Origin of the sequence: Acinetobacter sp. 826659 (assembly GCF_000588515.1) — a bacterium.
Taxonomy (GTDB): Bacteria; Pseudomonadota; Gammaproteobacteria; order Pseudomonadales; family Moraxellaceae; genus Acinetobacter; species Acinetobacter pittii.
The window spans coordinates 264,514-276,214 of sequence record NZ_JFYD01000002.1 but is presented as its reverse complement, the minus strand read 5'-3'; the positions used below and the strand labels follow the sequence as shown (position 1 = coordinate 276,214).

Below are 11,701 nucleotides of genomic sequence, written 5' to 3'. Positions count from 1 at the left end.
TTTAAATCTCCCCTTGTAAACTGGCTGAACCGTAAATCGTTGTAATGGTTGATTGAATCGATAGCTTTCGTGTCTCACCATCAAATTGACTATCAAACGAATCGACTCTTAAAACACCCTGAGTACTTAAAATGCGCTGTCGAATCATGAGCTCAAACAAATGGTCGGTGAATTTCCCTAAAACGTCCGTAGTCCATCCGGTGCCGTCGGAAGTATCAGCAAACCATTCACCTACCCAAAATTTAAGGCGAGTCTTTACCGCCTGCGCTACACCATCAGGTGTATTTATATGGAAATTGTTTTGACCTTGGCCAAAGCTATAATCCCCATCATCATCTAGCTTTCTATAGCGCATAAAAAAAGCCGCCTTTCAGCGACCCCTCATTTATTTATGGTTTTGGTGGACCAGATTCACCATTACCTGGTTGTACTTTCGTATGGCCATGGCTAGAGCCAACATCTATATCGTTATTTTTTAACGCCCCTAAGACACTTAATCCTTCTTTCATTTCAACTGGGCAATTAAAAGATGCCTTGGTACCGAAAAACTCTAATTCGCCAGCATCATTAATCCGGATCTTGGCATTACCGGCATCATTTCTTAATTCAACTGCATCAGTGGCCACACTCTTTAAACGTTTGGGCTGAGATTGCGGCGCAAAAGTAGCGAAGCCATCAGATAGATCATGTTTACGGTTTTCAAATGGTGGCTGAATACCACCGTTTTGCCACCACAAATCAATACATCTAGATGAGAAATGTACTAGACACTCATCACCCCGCTTAACTGGAAATGTTAAAGCAAATCCTCCAGCCTTAGGCCAGCACACAGGCACATCTGGTATTAATGGTAGATCCACTAAATCCATTGAACCATCTTCACGCATAACAGGTATTTGAATAGCTGGGGTAACAGATACTGTTTGTTTATCTGGATCATAAGATTCAACAATACAAGGAAGATTGGTCCAGACTACGGCCAAGGCTGATTTAATCGCATCATTAATTATGTTGAGTAAATGAGGCGATCTTTCGTTATTACTTAAAGCCATATCAATCCACCGCCGTAATTGTAATACCCGATTTAGGAACTACAGCACCCTGACCAACTGAAACTGTGCTTGTATACCAATCATCGCCGCGTGTATCGCCGTAATGCTCGACCGCTTTAATGATGTAAATCCCATTAATGCCACCAGCTGTTTTAAGATCTTTCTGCGGCTGGTCAACTCCCTGACTTTGATAATCAATATCAAAAGCCTGAGTTTGAATGCTTGTCGTATCAACATGAATTCGCCCACCACGGCGCAATTGTGGATTGAGCAAGCAATTCACCATTAGCCCCTCTGTTGTGAGTTGAGGCATTCCAATCATGCCCGAGCTGGCATCCATTTCAAAAACTGAGTCAAGTAAAAAGCTACTGATACCAACCATGTATAAGTATTCATCGTCAATGAAGTACTCGGTATTTGTGTCTTTGCAAAACTGTCTGATCTGGTCGTCTAATGACCCGAACATTACTTTGCCGCGGACATATTTCTGATCACTAAGCTGTGGCAGTTCGCCTGTTTCCACTCCATTCGCTTGATACTCTTTTGCGAGCTCATTCTTGACTTGATCGACTGAGGTACCAGCTGCAATGGTTTTATTAACCAACGCATAGTTTTTAGCTTTATCACCAGACTGAGCCAGAATGCATAAAAAGGTATCTGTCGGGCTTTCTCGTCCACGGCGATATTGGAATGTTGAACCTTTAAAAATTGTGGCCAACTCTTCACCGTAACCAGCCTCAAAAGACACCATTGCCCCCACGTTGGAATTATCCTCGCCAGCAAGCCGGTTCATGGTATCGACTGATAAGTTATAGATATAAAACTCCGCTGCTTTGGGTGTTTCAGCTGTAGGTTGATTAATACGAAATACAATCCGCATTTCAGATAAATCCAATGCCTCTGGCTCCCCATATTTAAGCTGGACGGTTAGCCGGCAATTTCGCTTCCATTGTTCAGTCATTTAAGGATCCTGCCAAAATAGTTTTATGTTGGTACCTAAATCACTAAATGATTGGCTCTCATCTTCATTGAGGTTTTGAACGTACATTGAGCCGCTAATTACATGACTAAAAGGGCTTAAAATATCGATACCTGAGACTAAAGGAATACCTAAGGCAACAGGCTCTGAATTAGTTTGAAAAATATCTAGGTACCATCGTTTTCGAAAAACAAGCTTGAGTTGGTAATTCACCTTGTTCAGTTTGATAAAAAACTTTTGGTTGCGATCGAGCAAAGGAATTTCATACAAAGCCATATTAAAGCCCTACCGTGTAAGCACCGCCAACCTGACCCAAACCAGTGATTTGAGACAACATAGACTGTTCAACTTGTTTAGGCTGTTTCGATCCCGAGTCAACCACATCAGAGGTAACTTCTGGATTCTTCTGATCAGCAATAGAAACTAATGTTTCTTTAGTGGTAGAAATAAAAACTTTCTTAAAAACAATATCGATCATTAATGCATTTTCGGAAGTCTCCTCTGTGACGTTTTTTAAAGACTTAATGAGCATATCCGTATAAAGCCGTTTCCCCGTAGAGATAACGAGACGCTGACCTTGTAAAGCCTGTAATCCTTGGTAGATCCCTAGTAGAGACAAATCAGAACCGATAAACGTATTACCTATAAGTCCATTCATTCTGCCAGCACTTTCGGACCATCCGATTTTCATTGTTACCTCGGGCGGTGCTTTATAGCAGTGGTCAGAAATCGGTGAACCCTTTTCCACAGGATGCTCAGTAATAACAAGTTCATCAGAATGATTTTCTTCAATCACCACATCAGCAAATAAACCCATTATTGAACGATGACCACCAAGTAAGAGGGAGCCAACTGTTTCAGTGATAGCCATGCTTTTCTCCGGGCGTTAAAAAACCCTGCAATTGCAGGGTTAATAAGTATTTTCTCTAATAAAAACTATCTTTAAAGGATTTATTTAAAATAACTTAATTCTTCAAGTATTTTTTCACAACTTCGCAAGGCTTCTTCTGCCATAACTTCCGAAATACACATATCTAAATGATAATCGGCAAGAATTCGTCTTTTATGAAAGTCTCTCAGTCTAAATGCTATCCCTTTTAACTTTGGTGAGGCCGGTTTGAAACTTTCAAGAGTTTTAGTAAGAGTAATATGTGTCCCACCTTGATAAGCATCGACAGGCATACCCAAAGATAAAGCCTTATCTTTTACTTTGTGATAAGCACAATAATAACTACGGCCAACAATTTGTCTATATTCAACTTCCCCAATTGGTTGAATTGCTTTAATTTTTTTGCAAAAGTCTAAAAACTCAATACTATCCACAATATAACCTTATTAATATAACCTTATTTTCGTTCTAAGTTCTCTGCCGTAAAAATCACTGAACACTTTAAAAGTTCTTCAAACTCAAAAGTATCTAATAATTTAATTAGCTCATCATTCATTTTTTCATTTAAATCTAATGCAGTTTCTATTGAAAATGTTGAACTATATAAAAAGAAAGATTCTGAACTGTCAGACTTAACTTGAGTAATTTTAACTTCAGAAAGTTTTAAGGGTGATATTAAAGCTTCAGCAATTTTAAAAAGCCGAATTCTAATAATTTGACTTACGCCGACACGATGATTTACTGTAGTCCCTGCGATAGAATAAGAAAAATCGGCTCTAGCACGCGCATCGAATCTCGTTTTTTTACTAGCTTGCCTAAGGGTGCGATATCGAGGCCCAGTTGATTCAGTAGAGTCTTTGAGCTTATAAGTTTTATTTAAGTCTTTTTTAACTGCACTCATAACCCCTCCCTAAAAATAATAATTTTAATTATTATAAAGTATTGTTGATTTGCGGTATATGGTTTTCTTTAATCTTCAGATCTAATTAAATAATTTTCATATTTTTTTCATTTAGTTAAGTTTTTTTAAAAAAAATTCATCTAGACCTATAGCAAGCATCCATCTTGCCACTCACTTGCTTATAACAAAGCCAAGCTCCTTCTTTATATTCCTTGAGCTCTTTCTTAGTCTTCTTATCACGGTAGTACTCTTTAGCTTCCAATAGCTCATCTGAGTCACCCCCCATGGAGATAGATCTATCTTCACTATCAGGATTCATGGTTGACTCTTCAATTAAGTATTCTTTCTCACCAATTGTAAGAAGCGTATACATCCCACCCGCACCGCCACCAGATGAAATAATACATCCTTTAGTAATATTCTTCCCATCCACTACAAAACACTTCCCTATACGGTCAGGATTTTCATGTGCAAGTGCTGAGGCAGAAATGAGAAGAGAACTAAGTAAACAAGTAATAGTTTTCATGGAAAATAATCCGTTTCTTATTAAATTTATGCTTTCAAAATTTTTATTGAGGATTGTATGGTTGATATACTTTTGGATTATTAATCCATGCTCCAGATTCTATACTTTTCATACATAGATTTGGATTTTCCCATTTACCGTCTTTTGTCTCCTTACAAATGTCTTTAACCACTTTCATACAACCAAGCATAATCACGTAATTAAATGATGGATGAATATGTGATTGACCAATACATAATCCCCATGAAGGTGCAGTTATGTCATGTCTATTGTATATCTCAACAAGTTTATCGAATGCTTTTTCTTGATAATCAATACATTCTTCAATACTGGCTGTATCTCCTGTTGCATTCCCTTCAACTTCACAAGCATCTTTATTTAGTCTCATAATATCTTTATGAGGCATTCGACCAAATGTATTTTCAGCATAAGGTGATGGTGCTGCCATCGAAGAAATTGGCAGCAATAAACAAGACATTAAAAGTAAATACTTCATATACCCTCTTTTTAAGACACAATACTCTTAGCATTTCTAGCCATTTGAACCATTGTATTTTCATTATGTCGTTTCACCATATTAGCTGTTTCATATGGATTATTGGCGCCATTAATAGTCATCTGGGTTTTATGGCTTTGATAAATTGTAACGTTTGAAGTTTTAGAGTTTACAGCATTAACTTGATCTTTATGAGGATTATTATCAAGTGCCGATGTATTTCGAATATTGAAATTATTTAGATCATTAATATTCGAACTGCTCCCGCCTAAGATAGCAATAGAAAAAGGCTTTGGCTTGTATTTAATCAAATCCTTAGTCGTCCCATGGCCATGTACATTTTTTCCAGACCCAAACACCAAACCATCTTTTTTGGATTTTTCATAAAATGCATCAACCCATGCATCCCTATTTTTCTTATCTGAAACATAGGGATTAGCATAATTCAAATGTTCACCTACACTGGATTCTTGACCATTCGCCCTTCTCTCAAGATAACTTAGTACTTCCGCACGGACCTTAGGATTTACATCTTTTAAAGGCATGTTTTGCACTGAGCCATACGGATTTAACTTAATAACCTTACCAGACTTAGTTTTGTAGGATTTTGGCCCTGTAATCTTAGTAAACTGCCTTCGTGCATTTGCAACATCTCGAACTGATTCACCCCACTTACCTGATGCCACACGGTTTAGAATTGTATCTACTACACCATGTGTTTGTTTGGTAAATGCCTCACCTTTGAGAGAAGCAACCACTTCAGTTGAAGTTACTTTAATTAGGTCATCGATATCTTGTTGAGAAAGTTGAAGTGTTCTTCCTGTTTTAGTGCTATTCACAGTATTTTTAATATTACTCACTGTGTTTTTTGTAGCGTTGACTACAGCAGCTGCACCAGTTTTAGCAGCTTCAGTTACTGCTGCAACAGTTTCTTTTGCGGTTCCTGCTGGATCATCAATTGCCTTTATAACAAACTCTACAGTTCTATCTTTTAAGTTTTTGATTAACTCGGCTAATTCTTTAATACGTGCAATTGCCGTTTCAATGCCACCCTCCCATTTAGACCAATCGATAAGACTTTCACCACCATTTTTCCAAGTTTGGTAGTCATCCCACAATGCAGCAATAGCAGCGGCAAGTGCTAATACAATACCGATAGGTGAAGCCAAGAAAGCTAAACGTAACGACTTGATCAGGAAAAGTAGCCCTTTCAACATTGGCAATACTGAGGCCAATTTAGCAATCGTTCCAATAAAACCGCCAAAGATCACTGCGAGCAAAGCAAACTTTAAACCAGTGGCCAGAATTGCTTTAAACCGTGGATCTAGTTCAGCGAACCAAGCAATAGCACTTCGCAAGAAGTTATTAATCATCTTGAGGATGGGTATAAGTGCCTGCCCTGCGGTCATTACAACAACTTCAGTGATTGCCTTAGTTGTCATCGTAATATCACGGAACTGAAACATGAACTCTGTACCAGATTTAGTTAGCTCATCAGTTAAACCAACGTCCTGCCGTAATTTCTGGTATTTCTCCATATTGCTGATGAACTTATCATCACGCATGGCCATAAGAGTATTTTCATCAATACCTAGTGAACTGGCGTAAGCGTTTGCTTGGTAATAATCCATGCCTTTCATAGTCTTTGAAAGGTCTTTCATTACTTCCACACGGTCACGTAACTGGCCATTACCATCACGGGTAGCAACTCCCATGCCTGTAAGCATGCCTTCATAACCGGGTGAATTACGCATTTTCTGTGCTACGTTCTCAAGCGACTGTAATGCATTTTGAGCATTACCACCCATTTGTGAGATTGCATCACCGTAGGCTCTAATATTTGAAGCAGATGCGCCAATACGTTGAGATGAGTAATACAGCTTATCGAGTTCGCTTGCTGTCTTTGCTACTGCCACAACTGCACCTGTTGCCAAAAGCAAAAGTGTTTTATGTAGTAATGTAGCTTTTAGCTCCACCCCTTTGAGGGCATCGCCCATTTTTCTAGCGCCTTCGTTATCCGTAGAAAAACCCAAGGACACTAAGAAATCACGAATAACTGTATCGCTCATGTTTATCTCAACCTTTCTTTTGATCGTTAAATCTTTCAAGTAAAAGCTGGTTATCTGCCTGCACATCTAATGCATCGTTCATCAATGCAATATCAGCTAGATCTACAGTTCCATCTTTTAAAGACTCAAAACGACAAAGACCACGAATCACCGGCCGTAAAAGCCAATCTTCGTGGTCTGGTAAATGCATAAATTTTATGTGGGTTGTTTCTTGCTCAATGCCTGAGTAAGCAACCCTTGAATAAAATTTCCCAAGTTAATACGAATCACTGCAATTGTTAGCGGGAGGATGTGCTCGATACCTAAGTTATCGAACATCAAAGCATCTTTAACTACTAATCGTGCACCGTCGCGTGTAACGACAGATAAGCACTTTTTCATAATGTAGTTAGCATCTTCTTCGGGCATCTTCGCAAATGCATCAATAAAAGGCTGAATCGCCTCACCAAAACTATTTAGATCAAAATCTTCTAAAGCGCTTAGATCTGGGTTATCGGGATCATCCCCAAACTTATCTAAGAGATCCATTACATTACTTTTCAGGATCTCAGTCATGAAGGGAACAATCGTAGGAACAATAGGTGCAATTTTTCGGGATACGTGAAATTGATCAAAAGCATCTAAGCGGCCAATTTCGTAATTATGATTACCAATTTGCATTAGTCATAAGCTCCTAACTTTTGATCGATCTTAATTGCATCAAAAGCCCACTCGTTAAAGTCTCCGACTGTCTTATAAGCTAGATCAGCATGTTTCTTAAAAGCACATTTCGTGGCGGTCGCATTGTCACCAGATCCGGTATGGTTCAGTGTGATAGTGTTCTTACCCCACTTTTTCGTGCTTGAGCGTTGAATGTGGTAAAGATTGGAGAGCTTGGCATTAACTGGCGATGTTTTTAATAATCGTACAGTCACAGTGCCAGACTTATTGGCACTTAATGAATGCATCCCTTCACCATCAGCGCCAATAGTCATGGTGTTAGCATCGCCAGCCATCGCGATGGTAATACCTTCATCTGCAACGCCCGCACCGTAACCTAGGTCAATTACCCCATCATCACTGGCGAGAGTGCACTGAGTATCCATAAATGAATATGTAGACATATTTTCTTGTCCTTATTATCGATTAACAGACACAAGCACATCAGAGAAATGTGTTGCCCCAGCCAATTTGATTGCGATTTGGAATACTGGGGATTTACGCGCCTCACGTTCAGATTGAGCTTGATCATCTAAACTATTGGCAAAGACGTAATATCCTTTTGGAAGATAGTCACCAGTTTCTAAGGCCCCAAAAGAATCACCATTCCATTGACCGGGGCCAATAAGCCCGTTCGTTACTGCTTGCTCTAATGCTCGCTCAAGCACCGTACATTGACGATTTACGCCACTTTCTAGCTGTGGAACTTTGGTTGGTGTGGTGTAAAAAAGATTCCACAGTGCTGTTTCTAAATGGTTTTGCAACCAATCAAGACCATGACGCTCATCAATGAATGAGCCATCACACATAACGCCTTCTTGTAAAATGGCCGTGTCATTGTTGTATCCAGCAAAGACATTACAGTTTTTATCTTTAAGCGCTTTCGCTTGTGAGACTTGCAAGTCTTCAGCTTCTACACCCGGTAGCTGCTTAAACTTCAATGTAATGGTTGTATTTGTGCCATTAAAGTTGACGCTAAATGCTCGTCCAAATACCGAAGCGGCTGCATGTGGGGTATCACCAGAAAAGATTGTGAATACTCGGCCATTGTTGGCTTTGCTGAGCTTATAAGCCAGATCAGTTGTGCTGGTACCATCCAAAGCTAATGCGTTTGTAATTGTCTGGCCATAAATACGTGGTGGATTTGCAGCAAGAATAAAATCTCCTACTTCCTCAACATCAGCGTCCGAGATTGGCTCAGCGATATCTAATCCATACCATTTAAGGGATTTGTCAGCTAAATGGGTAATCGCATCCATTAAAGGTTCTGCAGCATAACCATTCACTGGTACCGATGCATGACCAACTGTTAAGCCCATCAATGACGAAACATCTGTGCCAGTTGCATTGGCAATAGCGTAAGAAATCGTTGATGTGGTACCAGTGGTTAATGATGTTATTTCAAAGCGATTGTATACATCGTTCCAAGTTACTGAAGCGGTTCCGAGCTTTGCGGTTAATGCCGAAGCTACACCATTTAAATTGGTCACAGCTGATAGATTCAATGCAGTGACAATTTTTTCAACACTATCAATGGTGATTTTCATCGAACCATCAGAAATAGCTGTGAAGTTTGCAATATCTCGCTGGGCTGAGGATAGAACAGCACCTTTTAAAACGGCCGAACTTGCAGCCTTAACCCAACGGCCAATATATAAAACTCGAGGTTTAGGCACTTGCCCAAAGTACTTTTGTGCCGCTTTGTATTCTGGTGCATCAGTTCCAAAATCTAATGCTACTGGCGTTGGATCTGAATATTCACGTAAACGCTCAACTGGATCTACTACACCATCGGTAGCCCCCAATACAAGCAAAGAGCCAAAGCTACGCGGCCCCGCTGCTAACGCCGCCAAACTAATGGAGACATTAACAACATCAGAGGTGGACAATGTCATGGTTACTCCTAAGTCTGGGTATTAATCCCAGAGGTGTCTAAAAGAGGAAGAATTGGATATGTCCTAGCTGTCTTGCGTCTAAAATTTGCGACAACATCAAAACGGTGGACATACTGTTCATTGATAAGATCAGGCGCAGTAGTAACCCGCCCAATTCCGATATATTTGATTTGATGCTCTTTAAGCTGCGATATATTTTGTGGAATGGCACAACCATCGATAAATAACTTTGCAAAGTGCTGGCCGTTGTTCCCATAAAAAGAAAGGAAAACCTCAAAATCTTCGTGACGGACAGATTTAAGATTTTCCTGATTTTGGGAGAAGTAAGGCCCATCGTCAGACAGTTGGTTTTGAACTCCGAACGTTACCCAATCAGTACCGACCTCTGGTATAGAGGGCGGGATGATTTGAAAGCGAGGGCGAACATATTCACCAGCGATACCCGTAATCGAATGGATAAACTCTTGCAAAATATCTTCTAAAGTCTGGTCATTAGGCACAGTTCCACCATCAGGTGATAAATAACCACCTGTTGCGGATGTATTCATGATTTAGCCTGTGACTGGTTTCAGGATACAGATAGCTTTAATAAAGCCGTTCCCATACTGCGTATTAGATAAAACTTGATGAACAATATAGTTTTTACCTTGCCATGTAATCTCATCCGCTTGATGATCTTGATCACCCGGAATAAGTACAAATTGAGTATGAATATTGATTGCACCCTTAATAATGGTACCGTCTGGCTTTCGATCTAACTGAAAACCATTATTGGTTGTTACCACAGCATTAAAGGTGTGATTGGTGATAGTTGTTTGAGCACGACCATTGCTACCAACAATTACAGCTGTTCGCTTACAAATCAGACCACTGGACATAAAATCAGGATCCTGCAGCACATCCGATACATCTAGAAATGGCATCTATTCCCCCTTTTTTCGGATTACGTAAGTAATTGAATTACGTAATTGACCAGTATCAATCAATGGTTTTGTTCTGGTTTTACCAGCCCGGAGACGTGCATTAATGGTAGCTTGAGACAAAGGGGTGAAAGCCGCAGTCGTTATATAGCGCCGAACACTGTTTTGGGCAGTCATGCCCGCTATGTGTAAGAATCTATTAACTCCAGCCAAATTACCTTTCAAGCCCTCATCAGCAGCTTTGGTTAATTGCTTTGCCGTTAGATCGTTTACTGCCTCTACACCCGGTACAAGAAAAGGACGGGCAGGCAAATTCATTGCTGGTGATCCACTTTCATGTAAATACCCAAGCTGTGCATTAGTCATATCTGCATCAGATCTAGTTTCACCGTGTGGAATACCGATTAACACTTCATGTTGGGTTAGAACCTGAATAGCCTCAAATATGCCTGCTAATCCTTCCCCTGTAACTTTTACACTCAAAGCTGAAACCCTCCAGCGCCAACTATCTGGATCAACATAAAGAACTGAATGCCGTAGCTTGTCTGGTTCCAATATCCTGCATCAGGATAAAGAATCCCTGAAACATCCATTGATTTAGAAACACCATCAACCGCCTTGGCCGTTTCATTTCCTACAACCTTACCAGCAGCACCAACCGTAGCTAATGCAGCGTTACGGGCAAATAAAGCCAAATAGTGAGCAATAAAAAAACTCAAGCCTTCATCGTAGAAATCAACCCAACGATCTTCAGGCAAGAGCTTTTTACCCAAGTTCAAATAAAAGTTGAACTGGCTAGACGGATACCGCGCAGTATCCGCAAACTCCGGCATGTTCTGCCGAAAGGTTGATTCATCTAACATGGTTACTTAGCCTTTGCTGCTAGTTCTTTAGCTTTTTCGTCAGGTGAAGACTGTTCTTGCTGAGCTTTAGCCAAAAGGACTTTAAGATCATTAATCTCCTTATCCTTTTCCTTGATCTCACCAGCATGTTTATCAATTTGCTCTGTGGCTTTATCAAGTTGGATTTGCATTGCTGCAATTTCGTCATCCCTTTCCTTGATCAAGCCTTCAAGCTCATTGGTGTATGCCGCATTTGAAGGAATTTCCTGAGCGTGGGCTTTTACAAACCAATGATCAGCAATTTCTGGATCAACCTCTTGCAAACCAGCTTCTAGCTTTAAAGTGCGTGGATTACCGTTTTCATCTTTACCTAGATTCACGGTCAATTGTTTTGAAAGCAGAATTTGTACTTTTTTACTCATTGTCTAGATCC

19 protein-coding genes are annotated in these 11,701 nt (G+C 40.0%); all 19 read right to left on the bottom strand.

Features of this window, described 5'->3' with window-relative positions:
• Position 1: 1 nt before the first annotated feature.
• Positions 2–355, bottom strand: coding sequence for a hypothetical protein (locus J663_RS05890; protein ID WP_033848471.1), 354 nt, complete (start codon positions 353–355; stop codon positions 2–4).
• A gap of 34 nt (positions 356–389) precedes the next feature.
• Positions 390–1,052 carry a Gp138 family membrane-puncturing spike protein gene (locus J663_RS05885; RefSeq protein ID WP_033848469.1) on the bottom strand — a complete coding sequence of 221 codons (663 nt, stop codon included), beginning with the start codon at positions 1,050–1,052 and terminating at the stop codon, positions 390–392.
• 1 nt (position 1,053) lies between these two features.
• Positions 1,054–2,013, bottom strand: a complete 960-nt coding sequence (locus tag J663_RS05880; protein WP_033848467.1) for a phage protein — start codon at positions 2,011–2,013, stop codon at positions 1,054–1,056.
• Positions 2,014–2,307: a phage baseplate plug family protein gene (locus J663_RS05875; protein WP_033848465.1), complete on the bottom strand. Its 294-nt coding sequence runs from the start codon at positions 2,305–2,307 to the stop codon at positions 2,014–2,016.
• 1 nt (position 2,308) lies between these two features.
• Positions 2,309–2,902: a phage baseplate protein gene (locus J663_RS05870; RefSeq protein ID WP_033848463.1), complete on the bottom strand. Its 594-nt coding sequence runs from the start codon at positions 2,900–2,902 to the stop codon at positions 2,309–2,311.
• 80 nt (positions 2,903–2,982) lie between these two features.
• The gene (locus tag J663_RS05865; protein WP_033848461.1) at positions 2,983–3,354 is read right to left on the bottom strand and encodes a hypothetical protein; all 372 of its coding nucleotides are present in this window, start codon (positions 3,352–3,354) and stop codon (positions 2,983–2,985) included.
• Positions 3,355–3,377: 23 nt separating this feature from the next.
• Positions 3,378–3,821 carry a hypothetical protein gene (locus J663_RS05860; protein ID WP_033848460.1) on the bottom strand — a complete coding sequence of 148 codons (444 nt, stop codon included), beginning with the start codon at positions 3,819–3,821 and terminating at the stop codon, positions 3,378–3,380.
• A gap of 136 nt (positions 3,822–3,957) precedes the next feature.
• Complete coding sequence (locus tag J663_RS05855) at positions 3,958–4,347, bottom strand: hypothetical protein (protein WP_033848457.1); 390 nt, start codon at positions 4,345–4,347, stop codon at positions 3,958–3,960.
• Between the two features lie 43 nt (positions 4,348–4,390).
• A complete protein-coding gene (locus J663_RS05850; protein WP_033848455.1) occupies positions 4,391–4,843 on the bottom strand; it encodes a hypothetical protein in 453 nt (150 codons plus the stop codon).
• Between the two features lie 11 nt (positions 4,844–4,854).
• A complete protein-coding gene (locus J663_RS05845; RefSeq protein WP_033848453.1) occupies positions 4,855–6,912 on the bottom strand; it encodes a cell wall hydrolase in 2,058 nt (685 codons plus the stop codon).
• Between the two features lie 7 nt (positions 6,913–6,919).
• The gene (locus J663_RS05840; protein WP_016802831.1) at positions 6,920–7,102 is read right to left on the bottom strand and encodes a DUF6889 family protein; all 183 of its coding nucleotides are present in this window, start codon (positions 7,100–7,102) and stop codon (positions 6,920–6,922) included.
• Between the two features lie 5 nt (positions 7,103–7,107).
• Positions 7,108–7,572, bottom strand: a complete 465-nt coding sequence (locus J663_RS05835; protein ID WP_033848450.1) for a phage tail assembly chaperone — start codon at positions 7,570–7,572, stop codon at positions 7,108–7,110.
• On the bottom strand, positions 7,572–8,015 hold the full coding sequence (locus J663_RS05830; protein ID WP_033848448.1) for a phage structural protein: 444 nt from the start codon (positions 8,013–8,015) through the stop codon (positions 7,572–7,574). The genes J663_RS05835 and J663_RS05830 overlap by 1 nt, the downstream gene beginning before the upstream one ends.
• 15 nt (positions 8,016–8,030) lie before the next feature.
• On the bottom strand, positions 8,031–9,506 hold the full coding sequence (locus J663_RS05825; protein WP_033848445.1) for a DUF3383 domain-containing protein: 1,476 nt from the start codon (positions 9,504–9,506) through the stop codon (positions 8,031–8,033).
• A gap of 8 nt (positions 9,507–9,514) precedes the next feature.
• Positions 9,515–10,054 carry a hypothetical protein gene (locus tag J663_RS05820; protein ID WP_033848443.1) on the bottom strand — a complete coding sequence of 180 codons (540 nt, stop codon included), beginning with the start codon at positions 10,052–10,054 and terminating at the stop codon, positions 9,515–9,517.
• Positions 10,055–10,057: 3 nt separating this feature from the next.
• The gene (locus tag J663_RS05815; RefSeq protein ID WP_033848441.1) at positions 10,058–10,429 is read right to left on the bottom strand and encodes a hypothetical protein; all 372 of its coding nucleotides are present in this window, start codon (positions 10,427–10,429) and stop codon (positions 10,058–10,060) included.
• Complete coding sequence (locus J663_RS05810) at positions 10,430–10,909, bottom strand: hypothetical protein (RefSeq protein WP_033848438.1); 480 nt, start codon at positions 10,907–10,909, stop codon at positions 10,430–10,432.
• On the bottom strand, positions 10,906–11,289 hold the full coding sequence (locus J663_RS05805; protein ID WP_033848435.1) for a DUF4054 domain-containing protein: 384 nt from the start codon (positions 11,287–11,289) through the stop codon (positions 10,906–10,908). Before J663_RS05805 ends, J663_RS05810 begins: the two co-directional genes overlap by 4 nt.
• Before the next feature lie 2 nt (positions 11,290–11,291).
• The gene (locus tag J663_RS05800; RefSeq protein ID WP_033848433.1) at positions 11,292–11,690 is read right to left on the bottom strand and encodes an STY1053 family phage-associated protein; all 399 of its coding nucleotides are present in this window, start codon (positions 11,688–11,690) and stop codon (positions 11,292–11,294) included.
• Positions 11,691–11,701 lie beyond the last annotated feature (11 nt).